Here is a 17,276-nt window from a genome sequence, read left to right as displayed (position 1 = left end):
GTCATTCACGAGGGCGAGGCCTTCATCATAGGTCTTGGCCCGGACAACGGACAGCACAGGTCCGAAGATTTCTTCCTTGTAGATTCGCATGTCCTTGGTCACGTTGTCGAACAGCGAACCGCCGAGGAAGAAACCGTTCTCATAGCCCTGCATCCTGAAGCCGCGGCCATCGACCTTGAGGCTGGCGCCTTCCTTGATGCCGAGGTCGATGTAACCCTTGATGCGGTCCAGCGCCTGCCGGGTGACGATCGGGCCGTAATCCGCCTCACGGTCGGTGGAGAGGCCCACCTTCAGCTTCTCGACGCGCGGGATCAGCTTCTCGACCAGCAGGTTGGCGGTGGCCTCGCCGACCGGTACTGCCACCGAGATCGCCATGCAGCGTTCGCCTGCCGAGCCGTAGCCGGCGCCGATCAGCGCATCGACGGCCTTGTCCATGTCGGCGTCCGGCATGATCAGCATGTGGTTCTTGGCGCCGCCAAAGCATTGCGCGCGTTTGCCATTATTGGCGGCCCGGCCATAGACATATTGCGCGATGGCGGTGGAGCCGACGAAGCCGACGGCGGCGATGTCCGGATGGTCGAGGATGCCGTCCACCGCCTCCTTGTCGCCGTTGACGACATTGAGGATGCCGGGCGGCAGGCCGGCTTCCAGGAACAATTCCGCCAGCCGCATCGGGCAGGAGGGGTCGCGCTCCGAAGGCTTGAGGATGAAGGCGTTGCCGCAGGCAATCGCCGGGGCCGCCTTCCACAGCGGAATCATGGCTGGAAAATTGAACGGCGTGATGCCGGCGGTGACGCCCAGCGGCTGGCGCATCGAATACATGTCGATGCCGGGGCCGGCGCCGTCGGTGTATTCGCCCTTCAGGAGATGCGGGATGCCGCAAGCAAATTCCACCACTTCGACGCCGCGCTGCAAGTCGCCGAGCGCGTCCGGAATGGTCTTGCCGTGCTCCACGGAGATGAGGGTCGCCAGTTCCTCGGCATGGATGCGCGCCAGTTCCAGAAAGCGCATCATGACCCGGGCCCGCACCTGCGGGTTCTTGGCCGCCCAGCCCGGCTGAGCTGCCCTGGCATCGGCCACGGCGGCGTCGAGCTCAGCCTGGGACGCGAGCGCCACATGGGCGGAGACTTCGCCGGTGTTGGGGTTGTAGACCTCCGCGAAACGCCCCGAGGCGCCCGGCACGCGCTTGCCGCCGATGAAATGCCCGATGTCCTTGACCATGTACGAAACCCTGCCTGGCTGATGAATGCGAAGCCAGACTACTAGAAGCCGGGCCGCGTCCGGGCAAGGGTCAATCCTTAGCCTTTGGTGGCGACCGACGGCACCCAGGCATAGCCTTCGTCATCGAGGATCACGCATTCGCGCAGGCCATGGGGCTTGTCCAGCGTGCCCGCCAGCACGGTGAAGCCCAATTGCCGCGCCTTGGCCTCGGCCACATCCGGGTCGCAGCCGTAAAGCCGCAGCTCAATGCCCGCCCCGCGCCCCTCGAGGCCGGCCACCACGCCGGACAGCGGGTTGCCGCGATAGGTGTGGTCCGCATGAAACATGAAATCGGCGCCGTTCCAGCGAAGGGCCGCGAAATCGTCGTCATCATGGAAGCTGGTGACGCCCAAGACTTCGGTTGCAAAGCGCACGGCCCGCGGCACATCCCGCACCAGGAGGTTGAAACCGATCCCGCGCAAGGCCTTGCCATAGGCGTCCGGCGACACCGGCGGGACCACATCGGGCGGGCGCTTTTTCACGATGCGACCATCACTTTTTCGCGTTCGCCGTGCAAGGCCCAGCGCACCGTGCAGGCCGGAATCCGCCGTGGATCAGATATGCCATGACGTTTCATGGCGAGCAGGAACACCACCGCCGCATCGACAACCGCCTCCGAAAGATCGCCGGCCGACAGGCCGTCCTCAAGCATTTCGATCAGATGCAGGGCGGCCGCCTCGCTCATTTCCTCGGCTTCGGCGGAGGAGAGCTCGGCGGTTGCCGCCCAGCTCTCGGCAAGGTCGCCGTCGTCGAGTTCGGCGACCAGTTGCGGGCCAATTGCCAGGGCGAGCCTGCCCGCCGTCACCGAGGCTCCGGCATGGCTCACCGCCGAGCGATAGCCGGGGCAGACCAGCGTGAAACACGGTGTCTCCACCAACGATGCAATCATACCCATGATCCAACCTCACACACTTACTCCGCGCCAGCATGCGCGGCTAAGATTGCAGTAAGGTTAATTATCCTTGTGCGAGGCTTGCCAGCTTGTCAGGAATGCCGGTAGGCGCGCGCCTGCCACGCCGCATGATAGGCGGAAAGCCCTGAAATAGCTGCGGATTTTACTTCGGTCAGTTGCAGGGCGATGTTGGGAAGCTTGCCGCCGTCGATCATGGCGATGGCGGCGGCGCCGGCGGCGGTGCCGTCGCGCAGGGCGGACGCCTTCACTGCCTGGCCGGGGCGCAATTGCGCCAGCACCGCCAGCAAGACGGGGTTCTGAGAGAATGGCCCGTCGACGATGATCTCGTCCCGCGAGGCGATGGCGTCCAGCTGCTCGGACACCATCTGGGCGCAATAGAGCGCCGCCAGCGAAGCCTTCTCGCGGTCGCCGGACGGCGGTGGACCTTCGATCACGCCCGAGCCTAGCGAGTCCGGCACCGGGCCGCTGGTCATGGTGAAGGATGGGACGGCCCTGGTGCCACGCGCCATGAGCTCCGCCACGCAATCGATATCTCCCGCCTCCGCCGGAGCGCCATCGGCCACCGCCTCGAATTCCTTGCCGCCGAAGAAACGGCTGCAACACACAGCGCGCCCCAGCACATCGGTGTTGGTATTGGTGTCGCGGGCGGGGTCGAGCACATCGACGGACGCCGACGGGTTGAAACTGATGCTCCAGGTGCCGGTTGAAACCAGCGTGAAACGGTCAAGACCGGCGCACACATAGCGCATGAAGTTGCCGGTTGAATCATGAACGCCGCCAAGCACTTGGCCGCGGCCACGGAAATGCCCGCCGCGGAACTCGGCCTGCAACGGACCGATCGCCTCCCAGGCCCTGGCCATGGGCGGGAACAGCCTGTCCCACCCGAGGCTGCGGGCCATCGCCGAGGGCTGCTGGCGGCGGCTGTCCATCAGGTGCGTCTGGCAGGACATCGAGGATATTTCGGTGACCGCCACCCCGGACAGCCGGTAGCCCACATACTGGATCCACGGCAGGATGGTCCGCACCCGCGCGAATTCCTGTGGCCACATGCGCTGTTGCCAATAGAGCTGCAGCCCATGGGTGATGGCCATCGGCAGCAGCGGGCAAAGCGCCTCCTCGAAGGACGGCATGATGTTCTGGTAGTCGGCAACGATCGCGTCCGGCGGTTCGCTGGTGTAGTCCATGATGGGGAGCGCCAGATTGCCGGCCGCGTCCAGGCAGGCCATGGCCGCGCCATGGGCGGCGGGCATGATGGCGTCGATGGGCAGGATCGCATCGAGTTCCGGCAGGGCGCCGCGGCACAGCGCCAGCATCGGCTCCGGGTTGATGTGCGGGTAGGGTGGCCCCGGCAAATGGCGGTTTGCGGTTTTCCGTTCCGCCACCATCTCGCCTGATGGCGAAAACAGGGCGATCTTGGTGTTGGTGTAGCCGACATCGACAACCGCGATGCCGCGCAGATCGGTCTGGCTCATGCTGTGTTCCGCCTTCCGGTTCCCCGCAACGGCGTCAATCAAGCCGCTCTGCTGGCAGATGACAAGTGCTTGGCCAGGGTCTAGAATTGGCAAATCTCAAAGGCCGGAAAGGCAAGCAACCCCGTGATCGCCGGTGTCTCCCCGCTCGTTGCCGAACTGAAAGCCCGCGCCGCGGCGGGACGGCCCGTCACCATCGGTCTCGCCGGTTGCGGCCAGATGGGAACCGACATCGTGGTGCAACTGGCCCGCATGCCGGGCCTGAGGCTGGGGGCGGTTGCCGAAATGCGGCCGCCGCAGGCCAAGGCAGCGGCTGCCATGGCCGGCTTCACCGATGATCAGACCGTCTATGCCGAAACATCCGCCGCCATAGAGTCCGCCATTGAAAACAATAAGATAGCGATCACCTCCGACCCCGCTGTCCTGGCGCGCGCGGGCCTCGTGGATGTGATGATCGATGCAACCGGAAACCCCAACACCGGCACGCAATTCGCGCTGGAGGCCATCGCCAATGGCAAGCATGTGGTGATGCTCAATGTCGAGGCTGACATCACCATCGGCCGCCATTTGCACGAGGCCGCCCGCCGCGCTGGCGTCGTTTACACCGGAGCGGCGGGAGACGAGCCCGCCGCCGCGCTGGAACTCATCGGCTTTGCGCAGTCGATCGGGCTCGAGGTTGTCTGTGCCGGCAAGGGCAAGAATAACCCATTGAAATTTGACGCTGTTCCGGCCGACTATGAGGCCGAAGCGGCGGCCCGCAACATGAATGCGCGCATGCTGGTGGAATTCGTCGACGGCTCCAAGACCATGGTGGAGATGGTGGCGATCGCCAATTGCACCGGGCTGGTTCCGGACGTGCCCGGCATGCATGGCCCCGCCGCCGCGCGAGACCAGCTGGCTTCGGTGCTGATCCCCAAGGAGGATGGCGGCCTCCTTTCACGCAGGGGTTGCGTGGATTACTCGGTCGGCAAGGGCGTGGCGCCGGGCGTGTTCTGTATCGTCACCACCGATCATCCCCGCCTGCAGGAGCGGATGATCGACCTCAAGGTTGGAAAAGGCCCTTATTTCACGCTGTTACGCCCCTATCACCTGACCAGCCTCGAGGTGCCGCTGTCGGCCGCCCGGGCCGTGCTGCACCGCCAGGCGGACATGGTGCCGCTGCAACAACCGGTTGCCGAGGCCGTGACGCTTGCCAAGCGCGACCTTCGCCCCGGAGAGATTCTGGGCCGCATCGGTGAAGCCGATTATCGCGCCTGGGCGATGACCCACGCCGCGGCGCGCAACGCCAATGCCTTGCCGCTGGGGCTGGCGCAGGGGGCGAAAGTCGTGAAGCCAATCACCGCGGGCACCCGGCTTACCTATGACAATTGCGTGCCGGACGACAGCCTGCTGGTGACCCAGATCCGCCGCCGCCTCGACCAGGCCGATACGCGCTTTCACGCGCTCTGAATCGCTGCCGGATTCGCGGTGCAAAATACATGCGGAAAGTTGCGGTTTTGATGCCGTCCGGATGCATTTTCGATGCGGTCGCCTACCAAAAGGTGACGGCACTTTAAGTTGACTCGCGAGGGCCGCTGCCTCTACAGTTCGTGAAATTTTGCAATCTGCAAAGAACAAAAGTGCTTCCCGCCAGACGGAAGCCAGGGAGAACGTCATCGATGCCTGCTGACGCAGCTGGTCTCGCCGTGGGTGCGGGCGGTCCGCCGGGCCGACGCCCCTGGCTGCCGCGGTGGCTGACCTCCGAGCATCCGATACCCTGGCTGTTCCCGGCGGCGGCGCTGATGATCGTGCTCGGCATCTATCCCCTCCTCTACGCGATCTGGCTGTCGGTGAACCGGGTTCCGCCGGGCCGCCGCCAGATGGTGTTCGACCCGCTGTTCAACTGGGGCAAGATTTTCGCCGACCCGAACATGGTCACGGCGCTGATCAACACCTTCGTCTACACATTCGTGGCGCTGCTGCTGCAACTGGTGCTGGGACTCGCCATCGCATTGCTGCTTGATTCCGAGCGCCGCGGCTACGCCTTGCTCCGTGCACTGATGACCTTGCCGCTGGTCATGCCGCCGGCGGTGACGGCGATGATGTTCCTGCTCATGCTGAACGGCTCTTTCGGCGTGCTGGCGCATGGGCTTCACGCCATCGGCGTGCTTGACCCCACCCAGCCGCCGATCCTCGCCAACGGCTCCGCCCCCTTCGCCGTCACCATTCTCGGCGAGACGGTGAAGATCCTGCCGCTGGCGATGATGGGCGTGATCCTCGCCGATGTCTGGCAATGGACGCCCTTCATGGTGCTGATCATGCTGGCGGGGCTGCGCTCGCTGCCCAAGGAGCCGTTCGAGGCCGCGGCCATCGACGGCGCCAACGCCTGGCAGATGTTCGTCAGGCTCACGCTGCCGATGATGTCGAAGGTGATCGCCATCGCGGTGCTGATCCGCGGCATCGATCTGTTCCGCATGGTCGATTACATCCATGTCATGACGGCGCGCGGGCCCGGCACCGCCACCCTGACGCTTCCGACCTACGCCACCCAGGAGGCCTTCACCAAGGGCGTGTTCAACTATGCCTCGACGATCGCGCTCGTCACGCTGTTCCTGATCATCGTCACCTCGACGCTGTTCATGAAAGTCTTCAGGGTGAAACTCTGATGTACCGCTCCCAGGCCAGCGTCATCCTTCGCGATATTCTCGCCGTGCTCGTGGTCGGCGCCTTCATGTTTCCGCTGTTCTGGTGGGGGCTCACCTCGATCAAGCCGGACTATGCCATCTTCGACAAGGACGGCATCAACTGGTTCAGTTTCGAGCCGACGCTGGAAAACTACCGGGTGACGGTGCTGGGCCAGTCGCGGCTGGCCACCGCCGAGGATCAGGGCATTGCGGTGGGCTCGGCGGGCGCCGGTTCCTATGATTCCCGCCAGTCGCTGTTCGATTCGATCATCATCGCGCTCGGCGCCACGCTCGTCTCGGTGGGGGTTGCGGTGTTCGCCGCCTACGGCCTGTCGCGCATGGCGTTCCGCGGCCGGGGCTCTTACCTCAACTGGGTGCTGGGGCAGCGCTTCATGCCGCCGGTGGCGATTGTCGTGCCGCTGGTGCTGATCTACCGCGACTTCGGCATGCGCGACGTCAACAACATCTTCCTCGGCTATCTGGGCCTTGTCCTGATCTATGCGCTGATGAACCTGCCGATCGCGCTGTTGCTCATGAAGTCGTTCTTCGACGACGTGCCGAAGGACGTCGACGAAGCGGCGATGATCGACGGCGCCACGCGCTGGCAGGTGTTCTGGAAAGTGGTGCTGCCGATGGTGAAGGGCGGCGTCGCCGCCTGCGCGGTGCTGTGCTTCGTCTTTTCATGGACGGAGTTCCTGATCTCGCTGATGCTCACCACCGACATCCGCACCGTGCCCGTCAAGATTTCAACCTTCGTCACTTCCACCGGCAACGAATGGGGCTATATCTCGGCGCTCGGCATGGCCGGCGTCATTCCGGGCTTCATCTTCATCTTGCTGGTGCAACGCCATCTGGTCCGCGGCCTCACGCTTGGTTCTCTGAAAGAGTGAGTCCGCGGTCGAGAACTTCAGCTCAAATTCATGGGAGAACATACAAATGAGCTTTAGAGACCACGACAGAAAGACCTATATCGCAGATCTGGCGCAGGCCTTCGCCTCCCGCCGCATCTCGAAGCGCGAGTTCCTCAAGAAGGTCGGCCTCGCCGGCGTCGGCTTCTCGGCGTTCAACGCCGGCCTGCTCGGCAACAGCCGCGGCTTCTTCGGCGACACCAGCCTGATCGGCACCGAAGCCATGGCGCAGGACGCCACGGTGACGCAGTGGCTGAAGGACGTGGGCTCCAAGTTCAAGGGCACCACCATCCGCTATACCTCGGAAGCGACGCCGCCCACCGTGGTGCTCGACAAGATCAAGCAGGAGTTCATCGAACCCACCGGCATCAACGTCGAAATCGAGATCGTGCCGCTGGAGCAGGTGCTCGCCAAGGCGACGCTCGACGTGCAGGGCCAGCTCGGCTCCTACGACCTCTATTACCTCGACCAGTCCTGGGTTTCGACCTTCGCGCAGGACACCGTCGAGCCGCGCGAATATTACCAGTCGAAGCCGGATCTCGCGATGCCGGGCTTCGACTTCGACGACTTCTCGCCGGGCCTCGTCAAGGGTCTCGCCGAGTATGAAGGCAAGTGGGTCGGCCTGCCCTTCGACGTGCCGATCTTCATCACCATGTACCGTCAGGACCTGTGGGACAAGCACGGCCTCGCGGTTCCGAAGACGGTCGAGGACTTCACCGCCGCCGCCAAGGCGATCTTCGAGGCGGAGAAGGGCAATGGCATCTTCGGCACCGGCCTCCAGGCCAAGTCGGGCCACTATTCGCTGAACTGCGACTGGACCCAGATGGTGTGGAACGAGGGCGGCTCGATCTTCGGCGCCAACAAGAAGTTCGCGGGCAACGACGAAGCCGGCGTGCGCGGCCTGGCGCTCTACCAGGAGTGGCTGAAGGTGGCTCCGCCGGAGTCGACCAACTCCACCTGGGACGGCCAGGGCGCCATGATGGTGGCGGGCCAGGTCGGCATCGTCAACAGCTGGGCCGAATACATGCCGGGCGTCGACTCCGCCGAGTCGAAGACGCAGGGCCTGTGGATGCCGGTCACCCCAGTCAAGGGCAAGGCGCTGCGTGCGGTCGATCAGGCCGGCTTCGGCGAAATCCCCAACTACGGCCACCAGGGCGCCTCGATTCTTGGCCTGTCCAAGTATTCGAAGAACCTGGACGCCGCCTGGGTGTTCATGCAGTGGGCGTGCTCGAAGGACGTCGTGGCGCGTTGCACCACGATCGGCGGTTTCGCGCCGGTCCGCACCTCGGCCTACTCCGATCCGCGCATCCTGGAGAAGGCCAAGCCGGGTCCCGGCACCACCCGCCACCTGCCGGTGGTCAAGGAGACCATCGACAATCTGATGGCTTCCGAGCCCGACATGCCGCTGTGGGCTGGGTTCTCGAACAACGAGATCCCCGTCAACCTCGGCAAGCTGCTCACCGGCCAGGACTTCAACGGCGATCCGAAGGCCTGCATGGACGCGATTGCCGCGTCGATCGACGCCGCAGTCGCGGAAGCCGGTCTCTAAGACTAGCCAGTGTTGGAGGCGGCCTGACGGCCGCCTCCATTTTCCTTTCTGATGTTACCGGGGGCGTGATTCATGCGGGGCGATCTGGTGATCGGTCTCGATTCTTCGACGACGGCGACCAAGGCCATCGCCTTCGACCGGCGCGGCCGGACCGTGGCCGAAGGCCGGGCCCCGGTGCCGCTGTCCAATCCCAAGCCGGGCTGGTTCGAGCAGGAGGTGTCCGACTGGACAGGCGCCGCGACCTCGGCGCTCCGCCAGCTGACCCGCAAGGTCGATGCCGGCCGTATCGCAGGCCTGGCGATTTCCAACCAGCGTGAAAGCTTCGCGCAGTTCGACGACAAGGACCGGCCGCTCCGCCCCGGCACGCTGTGGCTCGACGAGCGCGCCCAGGCCGAGGTGGCCGACATCGTGTCCGAGCTCGGCGACAGGGTGCACCAAATCTCCGGTAAGCCGCCCGACGTGACGCCCTGCCTCTACCGCTGCCGCTGGCTTTCCACCCACATGCCCAAGCTGTGGCGGAAGACCGCGAAAACCGCCGAAGTCCACGGGGTGCTGACCCATTACCTGACGGGCCGCTGGGCCACCTCCACCGCATCCGCCGATCCGATGGGGCTGCTTGACCTCGCGGCGATGGACTGGTCGGACAAATGGCTCAAGGCGGCGCGGCTGACGCGCCAGCAACTGCCGGAACTTTTCAGGCCCGGCGACATCATGGGCGAGGTCTCGGCCCAGGCCGCGCGGCTCACCGGGCTGAAGGCCGGAACGCCGGTCATCGCCGGCGGCGGCGACGGACAATGCGCCGGCGCCGGCGCCAATAGTTTTCTTGAAGGGCGCGCCTATGTGAACCTCGGCACCGCCGCCGTGTCCGGCAGCTATGGCCGCGATTTCGCAATCGACCGTTCCTTCCGCACCCTGGTGGCCGTGGCGGAAGATGGCTTCTCCTTTGAGACGGCCATCCGCACCGGCACCTTCCTGGTGAACTGGATGGTGGAGCGGCTGTTCAATGTGAACCCGGCGAAGAACCCGGCAATCTTCAAGGCGCTGGAGGCCGAGGCCAAGGCCTCGCCGATCGGCGCGCATGGCCTGGTGCTCGTTCCCTACTGGTCCGGCTCGATGACGCCCTATTGGGATTCGGCGGCGCGGGGCGTCATCGCCGGGATGTCCGGCAATCACAGGCGCGGCGATGTTTACCGCGCGCTGCTTGAGGGGGTGGCGCTCGAACAGGCGATGACCACCAACCAGGTGGCCGCCGCCACCTCGCCGATCACCCATTTCGCCGCGGTGGGCGGCGGGTCTCGCTCCGACCTGTGGTGCCAGATCCTGGCCGATGCCGCGGGGCGGGATGTGAAGCGCCTGGAAACCGCGGAAGCATCAGCCCTCGGCGCCGCCATGGCCGCCGCCAGGGGTGCCGGCTGGTATGGAAGCGTCGCCGAGGCCGCGCGCGGAATGTCCGGCAAGCCGTCCAAAACCTTCCGTCCACGGAGCAAGGACGCCCGCCGCTACGCTGAGCTGCTCGCCATCTATGAAGAGCTGTGGCCCAAGCTCTCCGGCTGGAACCGCAGGCTCGTGGCCTTTTCGGCAAGTGCTGGCAAATGACCGGCTGGAACGATCTGATCGACGATGTGGTGAGCGGCGACTGGAAGGATCCGGTATCCGGCCAGCGGGCCGTGGTGCAGTTCGAGGCGATCCGCATCGCGGAAGACCTCGACGGCGGCGAGGCTGACCTGCTGGCGCCCTTGCGGCTGGGAAAGCGGCTTGCCGTCGTCTCCGATGCCAATACCCATGAAGCGATGGGCCGGCGCGTGGCGAAGCACCTGAAAGGACTGGCCGCCATCGAGGAGGTCGTGCTGCCGGGCGGGATACATTGCGATGAAGCCGCGATTGCCATGGTGCGGGAGAAGACCCGCCATGCCGACGCGCTCGTCGCCGTCGGCTCTGGTTCATTGTCCGATACCTGCAAATACGCCACCTTCAAGGATGGCCGCAAATATGCGGTGTTCGGCACCGCCGCCTCGATGAATGGCTATGCCGCCACCACCGCCTCCGTGACGCTGGCCAATGGCTACAAGACCTCGCTCCCCGCCCATGCGCCGCGCGGCATCTTCCTTGACCTCAAGGTTTCGGCGGCCGCGCCCACCTGGCTGTCGGCCGCGGGCCTCGGCGACTCGCTGTGCCGCCCCACGGCGCAGGTGGAATGGTGGGCCTCGCACCGGCTGTTCGGCACGTCCTACTCGCAGGCGCCCTATGCGCTGTTCCTGGGCGAAGAGGCGAAGATGCTGGCCTCGGCCGCCGGGCTCGCGAGGCATGACGTGGCCGCCAACGGCCATCTGCAGCGCGTGCTCACGCTCTGCGGGCTTGGCGTGTGCTTCACCGGCACGTCGCACCATGGCTCGATGGGCGAGCACCAGGTGTCGCACTGGATCGACATGTTCGCTGGCGACGCGCACCCCGGCACCACGCATGGCCAGCAGGTGGGTGTTGCTTCGCTGGCCATGGCCAGGCTGCATCATGAATTGCTGGCGCTCGATACGCCGCCGCTGATCAGGGCGACACAGATCGCGGAGGCTGATTTCGTGGCGCGCTATGGCCCGGAAATCGGCCCCATGTGCTTCGCCGAGGCCAGCAAGAAAGCCTTCGACCGGCCCGGCGCCGAAGCCTTCAACCGCAAGCTTGCCGCGCTGTGGCCGGAGCTTCGCCAGGAACTGCGCCCCATGCTGATGGACCCCGCCGCGATGAAAGCGGCGCTCAGGGCGGCGGGCGCGCCCACCACCGCGACGGAGCTGGGCCTCGACCGCAAACTGTGGCGCGGCGCCATGAAACATGCCCGCGACGTGCGCAACCGCTGGTCCTTCCTCGACCTGGCGGATGATGCTGGCCTTCTCGACGATTTCCTCGACCGCGACGAACAATAGGATCGATAAACCCATGGCATCGGTAACCATCAAGAACGTCCGGAAAAACTACGGCACCCTCGAGGTCGTGCACGGCATCGACCTCGCCATCGAGGACGGCGCCTTCGTGGTGCTGCTGGGGCCATCGGGCTGCGGCAAGTCAACCTTGCTCCGCATGATCGCCGGGCTTGAGACCGTGACCTCCGGCGACATCGACATCGCCGGCCGGCGCGTCAACGACGTGCATCCGAAGGACCGCAACATCGCCATGGTGTTCCAGAACTACGCGCTTTATGCGCATATGAAGGTGCGCGACAACATGAGCTTCTCCCTGCGGCTCGCCAAGCGGCCGCAGGCGGAGATCGACGAGAAAGTGCAGTGGGCGGCGAAGATCCTCAATCTCCAGCCCTATCTCGACCGCTACCCGCGCGAGCTTTCGGGCGGCCAGCGCCAGCGCGTCGCCATGGGCCGCGCCATCGTGCGCAATCCGGCGGTGTTCCTGTTCGACGAGCCGCTGTCCAACCTCGACGCCAAGCTGCGCGTGCAGATGCGCACCGAGATCAAGGAGCTGCATGAGCGGCTCAAGACCACGACCGTCTATGTGACGCATGACCAGATCGAAGCCATGACCATGGCTGACAGGATCGTCATCCTGCGCGATGGCAACATCGAGCAGCAGGGCACGCCGCTCGAAGTCTATGACAAGCCCGCCAATCTCTTCGTCGCGGAATTCATCGGCTCGCCGTCGATGAACCTGCTGCCCGGCGAGGTGGCGGCGGGCGGCTTCCGGCTCGCCGATGGCGCGCTGCTGCCGCTTCCCGCCGCGCATCGCGCGCGGCCTGGCCAGAAGGTCGTCTATGGCATCAGGCCGGAACATCTTGTTCTGGGCGGCGGCGCACGGGCAAGCGTCAATGTCGTGGAGCCGACCGGCCCCGAAATGCACATCTATGCCGAGCTCGCCGGGCAGGAAATCTGCGTCATCACCCAGGAGCGCGTGGCGCTGAGCCGGGGCGCCGCCATCGATGTGAGCCCCCGCCTCGACCGGGTTCATCTGTTCGACGCGGAGTCCGGAAAGGCGCTGGTGTGAGCGTCATCGCCATTCTCGGCGCCGGGGTGATGGGCTCGGCGATGACCCTGCCATTGTGCGACCGCGGCCATGACGTCCGGCTGGTTGGCACGCATCTCGACCGCGCCATCATCGACAGCGTGCGGGCAACGGGCCTTCACCCGAAGCTCAATGTGACGCTGCCGAAGGCTGTGGCCGCCTTCCACCATGAGGATTTCGCATCGGCGCTGGGCCATGATACCGCGCTGATCGTGCTGGGCGTCAGCTCGGCGGGCGTCGGCTGGGCCATCGACCGGCTGTGCGAGACGCTTGCCGCGCCCATTCCCGTGGTGATGATCACCAAGGGCATGCAGCCGGAAGCGGGGCGGCTTGCGGCGCTGCCTGATCACGTGGCGGCCGAAGTGCTGCGCCGCCGCGGCCTAGCGCTCGAAGTGGCCGCCATCGGCGGGCCTTGCATCGCCGGTGAACTCGCCGTGCGCCGCCAGACCGGCACGGTGATCACGGCGCGCCAGCCTGCCTTCGCCCAGTCGCTCTGCGCCATGCTGGAGACGGACTACTATCACCCGCGCATGTCTCCCGATGTGGACGGCGTTGAGATCTGCGCCGCCTTCAAGAATTTCTTCGCCATCGGCGTGGGCTGGGCGGCGGGCCGCCTCGAGACCATGGCGGCAGCCGAGAACCGCGCCTTCAACCACAATGCCGCGGCCATCATCTTCGACCAGGCGATCCGTGAACTGATGATCCTGGCGAAGGCCCATGGCGGCAGCGCTGAAAGCGTCTGGGGCATGCCCGGCGCGGGCGATCTCTATGTCACCTGCCAGGCGGGCCGCAATTCCAGGCTCGGCAACAATCTGGGCCGCGGCCTCACCTACCGCGAGACCCGCGAGGGCCCGATGAAGGGCGACACCATCGAAGGCGCCGAGCTCGGCGTCACGGTCGCCGCAAGCTTGCGCGGGATGATGTCTGGCGGCGCGCTTGACGCAAAGGCGCTGCCGCTCACCCGCGCGCTGCTCGACGCGCTCACCCATGACCGGCCGCTCGACATTCCGTGGCCGGATTTCCACCGGCAGGCCTGAGGCGCGGGGCATGGAAGAGGCTGATTCACTGTCAGGCGATCCGGTGGCGGCGGCGTCCTATGCGGCGATCGACCATGAAGAGCAGCTGGCCACCCGGGCGGCCTGGCTCTATTTCGTGGCCGGCCTCACCCAGGCGCAGATCGGCAAGAAGCTTGGCCTCAACCGCACCCGCATCAACAGGCTGCTCGCCCAGGCGCGCGATCAGGGGCTGGTGCAGATCAACATCACCGGAAGGCTCGCCTCCTGTGTGGCGATTGAAGAGAAGCTCAGGCAGCAATATGGGCTTGCCGACGCCACCGTCGTTCCCACGCCACCGGACCAGGAGCTGATCCCGCAGGTGATCGCCACCGCCGCCGCCGCCGTGCTGTCGGCAAGGCTGAAGGACGGCATGTCGGTGGGTGTTGGCTGGGGCCGCACGCTGCGGCTGTCGATCCAATCGGTGCCGCGCCGCCGCCTCAACCGCCTCTCGGTGGTGTCGCTGCTCGGCGGGCTGACGCGTGGCTCGGCCATGAACCCGCATGAAACCGCCACTCATCTGGCGGGCCTCGTCGGGGCACAATGCTTCTATGTGGCCGCCCCCGCCCTGACCGAGACCCAATCGACGCGCGATGTGCTGATGGCCCAGCCCATGCTGCGCGAAATCTTCGAACGCGGCGCCAGGGTCGACCTGGCGTTTCTGTCGGTCGGCGAATTGTCGCCAAGCTGCACCATGACGCGCGTCGGCCTGGTCTCACCCGCCGAAGTGGATGATCTTCTCGCGGCTGGCGCGGTGGGCGATCTCTGCGCCCACTGGATCGACCGCGAGGGCCACCTCGTCGATCATCCGCTCAATTCCCGGGTGGTGGCGCTGCCGCCCGAAAAGCTCCGTGACATTCCCTGTGTCGTCATCGCCTCCGGCGGGCGGGCCAAGGTGCAAGCCCTGCGCGGCGTGCTGAAGGGCGGCATGTGCAATGTGATCGTCACCGATGAGCAAACCGCCCGGGCGATCCTCGCCATGGATCAGCCTTGAGCGCGGAGGTAACGCTCGGCGTCGATATCGGCACCTCGGGCGTGCGCATCGCCGCCGTCGACGCGGGCAAGACGGTGCGCGCGATGGCGACGGCGCCGATCCCCGCGCCCCTCACGGTGAACGGGCGCATCCGCCAGGATCCCGCGCTGTGGTGGGACGCGGTGCTGGCCGCCTTCGGCAAGCTGGACCTGAAAGGGCTCGCCGTGCGCGCGCTGGCTGTCGACGGAACGTCGGGCACCATCCTGGCTATTGGCGATGACGGGGCGCCCGCCGGGCTGGCCTCGATGTATAATGATCCCTGCGGCAAGGCTGAGCTTGCGCGCATCGCCGCCGCCGCCCCGCGCGAGACGGCGGCGCTCGGCGGAACCTCGCCGCTGGCCCGCGCGATGGAGATCCAAGGGCGCGGCGCGCGCATTCTCCATCAGGCTGACTGGATCATGGGCCGCCTCACCGGTCACTCCGGCGTGACCGACGAGAACAATGCGCTGAAGTCAGGCTATGACCCGGTGGCGCGGCAATGGCCCGCCTGGATCGCGGCAGCGGGTTTCGACCCGGCGTTGTTTCCGCGCGTCGTGCCAGCGGGAACCATGGTGGCGGGAATTGCCACGAAGATTGCGCGGCAACTCGGCCTTCCGGAGGACGTGGCGGTGGTGGCCGGCACCACCGATGGCTGCGCCGCCTTTCTGGCGAGTGGCGCCGCCGAGCCTGGCGATGGCGTCACCTCGTTGGGATCCACGCTCACGCTGAAACTGCTTACCCTGCAACCGGTATTCGCGCCGGACTTCGGCATCTACAGCCACCGCATCGGCGCGCAATGGCTGGCGGGCGGCGCCTCCAACACCGGCGGCGCCGTGCTCGCCAGCTATTTTTCCCCGGAACAGCTGACGCGCCTGACGCCGCTTCTTGATCCGCGGCGGCCCACCGGCCTCGACTATTATCCGCTGGCCAAGCCAGGTGAAAGATTTCCTGTGAACGATCCGGATTTGCCGCCGCGGCTCGAACCGCGCCCGGCCGATGACCGTCTGTTCCTGCAAGGCATGCTGGAAGGCATCGCCCGCATCGAGGCCGACGCCTATGCGAAGCTTGAGGCTTTGGGTGCCTCGCCGCTGGCCAGCATCCGCACGGCGGGCGGCGGTGCGGCGAATGCGGCCTGGACGGCGATCCGCCTCCAGGCGCTGGGCGTGCCGGCGCGGCCATCGCTCAGCGAACACGCCGCGGTTGGCGCGGCGCTTCTGGCCTGGCGCGGGACCGGCCATGCGCATTGACGGTCTGCGCGAGATCGCCGCCCGTTTCGATGGCATGCTGATCGATCAGTTCGGCGTCATCCATGACGGGCAGACGCTCTATCCCGGAACCCTCCGTGTGCTGAGCGAATTGCGGGCCATGGGTATTCCGGTGGCGGTGATGACCAATTCCGGCAAGCGCGCCGCCGCCAACCGCGAAAGGCTCGTGCGCATGGGCGTGCCGCGCGGTCTGTTCGCCGACGCGGTGAGTTCCGGCGAGGTGGCCTATCGCGCTCTGGCGCATGTCGATCCCGGGCCAGACCACCGTCCCGCGCGGCGTCACCCCGGCGAAGGCCGGGGTCCAGCTTTGGAAAAAGGGAAGCTGGATGCCAGCCTGCGCTGGCATGACGGAGATGATCCGGTGAAAGCGCGGGATGCGTCAGGCATCCGCAAGGCTTTCCTCATCGGCAAGGACGGCGAGGATTACGGCTTCGGCGGCATCGAATTCGTGGCCGATCCGGCCGAGGCCGAAATCATGCTCATCCTGGGCTCCAACGCGCCGCGCACCTCGCTTGATGATTACCGCCGCCTGTTCACCGGCATCACGTTGCCGGCGCTGTGCTGCAACCCTGACCGGTTGATGCTGACGCCCAACGGGCTTGTGCCGGCGCCCGGCGCCATCGCGGCACTTTATGAGGAGATGGGCGGCAAGGTCACCTGGATCGGCAAGCCCTATCCGGAGATCTACCGGGAAGCCGCGAGGCTCATCGGCAATCCGCCGCGCATCCTGTGCATCGGCGACAGCCCTGAGCATGACGTGGCGGGTGGCCGCAACGCCGGTTTTTCAACGCTGCTGGTTCTGCAAGGCGTTTCGGCGGGCCGCGATGCCGCGAGTCTGTCGCCGCAGCCGGATTTCGTGATGGACAGTTTCGTCTGGTAGGTTGCGCACATACGGCCAGGTTCACAGCAAGATGGGCTTTTCTCCCTCACCTCCCCCAACTTCGTTGGGGCCCCTTCCTCTCCCGCTTCGCGGGAGAGGACGAAGGCCGGGGCTGCTTTCCGCTTTTACTGAACCGGCCTGTATTTTTTCCACCGTCATGCCGGCGCAGGCCGGCATCCAGCTTCCTGGTGTCAAAGCTGGACCCCGGCCTTCGCCGGGGTGACGCCTAAGCGGCAGCCGGATTTCGTGATGGACAGTTTCGTCTGGTAGGTTGCGCACATACGGCCAGGTTCACAGCACGATGGGCTT

At 65.9% G+C, this 17,276-nt stretch carries 15 protein-coding genes; 11 read left to right on the top strand and 4 right to left on the bottom strand.

Annotated features, from left to right (window positions below; genetic code table 11):
* The 4 genes from mmsA to ACKOED_RS04185 form a co-directional block, all read right to left on the bottom strand.
* Positions 1-1,221: CoA-acylating methylmalonate-semialdehyde dehydrogenase (mmsA, locus tag ACKOED_RS04200; protein WP_408915322.1), on the bottom strand; the 1,221-nt coding region annotated here is incomplete at its 3' end.
* A gap of 77 nt (positions 1,222-1,298) precedes the next feature.
* On the bottom strand, positions 1,299-1,742 hold the full coding sequence (locus tag ACKOED_RS04195; protein WP_408915321.1) for a VOC family protein: 444 nt from the start codon (positions 1,740-1,742) through the stop codon (positions 1,299-1,301).
* Entirely contained in the window at positions 1,739-2,149 is a 411-nt protein-coding gene (locus ACKOED_RS04190) for a hypothetical protein (protein ID WP_408915320.1), read from the bottom strand. Before ACKOED_RS04190 ends, ACKOED_RS04195 begins: the two co-directional genes overlap by 4 nt.
* 95 nt (positions 2,150-2,244) lie before the next feature.
* Positions 2,245-3,645, bottom strand: a complete 1,401-nt coding sequence (locus ACKOED_RS04185; protein ID WP_408915319.1) for an FGGY-family carbohydrate kinase — start codon at positions 3,643-3,645, stop codon at positions 2,245-2,247.
* A gap of 123 nt (positions 3,646-3,768) precedes the next feature.
* Between ACKOED_RS04185 and ACKOED_RS04180 the strand changes: the two genes are divergently transcribed.
* From ACKOED_RS04180 to ACKOED_RS04130, 11 genes are all read left to right on the top strand, one after another.
* A complete protein-coding gene (locus tag ACKOED_RS04180) occupies positions 3,769-5,091 on the top strand; it encodes an NAD(P)H-dependent oxidoreductase (RefSeq protein WP_408915318.1) in 1,323 nt (440 codons plus the stop codon).
* Positions 5,092-5,300: 209 nt separating this feature from the next.
* The gene (locus ACKOED_RS04175) at positions 5,301-6,287 is read left to right on the top strand and encodes a carbohydrate ABC transporter permease (RefSeq protein ID WP_408915317.1); all 987 of its coding nucleotides are present in this window, start codon (positions 5,301-5,303) and stop codon (positions 6,285-6,287) included.
* A complete protein-coding gene (locus tag ACKOED_RS04170; protein WP_408915316.1) occupies positions 6,287-7,195 on the top strand; it encodes a carbohydrate ABC transporter permease in 909 nt (302 codons plus the stop codon). Before ACKOED_RS04175 ends, ACKOED_RS04170 begins: the two co-directional genes overlap by 1 nt.
* Positions 7,196-7,241: 46 nt before the next feature.
* Entirely contained in the window at positions 7,242-8,762 is a 1,521-nt protein-coding gene (locus tag ACKOED_RS04165) for an ABC transporter substrate-binding protein (protein WP_408915315.1), read from the top strand.
* Positions 8,763-8,834: 72 nt separating this feature from the next.
* Positions 8,835-10,358, top strand: a complete 1,524-nt coding sequence (locus tag ACKOED_RS04160; protein WP_408915314.1) for a xylulokinase — start codon at positions 8,835-8,837, stop codon at positions 10,356-10,358.
* Positions 10,355-11,674: an iron-containing alcohol dehydrogenase gene (locus ACKOED_RS04155; protein ID WP_408915313.1), complete on the top strand. Its 1,320-nt coding sequence runs from the start codon at positions 10,355-10,357 to the stop codon at positions 11,672-11,674. Before ACKOED_RS04160 ends, ACKOED_RS04155 begins: the two co-directional genes overlap by 4 nt.
* Positions 11,675-11,687: 13 nt before the next feature.
* Positions 11,688-12,740 carry an ABC transporter ATP-binding protein gene (locus ACKOED_RS04150; RefSeq protein WP_408915312.1) on the top strand — a complete coding sequence of 351 codons (1,053 nt, stop codon included), beginning with the start codon at positions 11,688-11,690 and terminating at the stop codon, positions 12,738-12,740.
* On the top strand, positions 12,737-13,795 hold the full coding sequence (locus ACKOED_RS04145; RefSeq protein WP_408915311.1) for a glycerol-3-phosphate dehydrogenase: 1,059 nt from the start codon (positions 12,737-12,739) through the stop codon (positions 13,793-13,795). The genes ACKOED_RS04150 and ACKOED_RS04145 overlap by 4 nt, the downstream gene beginning before the upstream one ends.
* 10 nt (positions 13,796-13,805) lie before the next feature.
* The gene (locus ACKOED_RS04140; protein WP_408915310.1) at positions 13,806-14,804 is read left to right on the top strand and encodes a sugar-binding transcriptional regulator; all 999 of its coding nucleotides are present in this window, start codon (positions 13,806-13,808) and stop codon (positions 14,802-14,804) included.
* On the top strand, positions 14,801-16,069 hold the full coding sequence (locus ACKOED_RS04135) for an FGGY-family carbohydrate kinase (protein WP_408915309.1): 1,269 nt from the start codon (positions 14,801-14,803) through the stop codon (positions 16,067-16,069). Before ACKOED_RS04140 ends, ACKOED_RS04135 begins: the two co-directional genes overlap by 4 nt.
* A complete protein-coding gene (locus tag ACKOED_RS04130) occupies positions 16,059-16,967 on the top strand; it encodes a TIGR01459 family HAD-type hydrolase (protein WP_408915308.1) in 909 nt (302 codons plus the stop codon). Before ACKOED_RS04135 ends, ACKOED_RS04130 begins: the two co-directional genes overlap by 11 nt.
* Positions 16,968-17,276: the final 309 nt, after the last annotated feature.

The organism is Aestuariivirga sp. (assembly GCF_046093005.1).
Taxonomy (GTDB): Bacteria; Pseudomonadota; Alphaproteobacteria; order Rhizobiales; family Aestuariivirgaceae; genus Aestuariivirga.
This window is presented reverse-complemented; position numbering and strand designations above follow the sequence as displayed.

Coding starts and splice junctions, on each gene's coding strand:
- ACKOED_RS04160 (WP_408915314.1), top strand. CDS start 8,835: ATGCGGGGCGATCTGGTGATCGGTCTCGATTCTTCGACGACGGCGACC.
- ACKOED_RS04170 (WP_408915316.1), top strand. CDS start 6,287: ATGTACCGCTCCCAGGCCAGCGTCATCCTTCGCGATATTCTCGCCGTG.
- ACKOED_RS04140 (WP_408915310.1), top strand. CDS start 13,806: ATGGAAGAGGCTGATTCACTGTCAGGCGATCCGGTGGCGGCGGCGTCC.
- ACKOED_RS04155 (WP_408915313.1), top strand. CDS start 10,355: ATGACCGGCTGGAACGATCTGATCGACGATGTGGTGAGCGGCGACTGG.
- ACKOED_RS04190 (WP_408915320.1), bottom strand. CDS start 2,149: ATGATTGCATCGTTGGTGGAGACACCGTGTTTCACGCTGGTCTGCCCC.
- ACKOED_RS04165 (WP_408915315.1), top strand. CDS start 7,242: ATGAGCTTTAGAGACCACGACAGAAAGACCTATATCGCAGATCTGGCG.
- ACKOED_RS04150 (WP_408915312.1), top strand. CDS start 11,688: ATGGCATCGGTAACCATCAAGAACGTCCGGAAAAACTACGGCACCCTC.
- ACKOED_RS04175 (WP_408915317.1), top strand. CDS start 5,301: ATGCCTGCTGACGCAGCTGGTCTCGCCGTGGGTGCGGGCGGTCCGCCG.
- ACKOED_RS04185 (WP_408915319.1), bottom strand. CDS start 3,645: ATGAGCCAGACCGATCTGCGCGGCATCGCGGTTGTCGATGTCGGCTAC.
- ACKOED_RS04130 (WP_408915308.1), top strand. CDS start 16,059: ATGCGCATTGACGGTCTGCGCGAGATCGCCGCCCGTTTCGATGGCATG.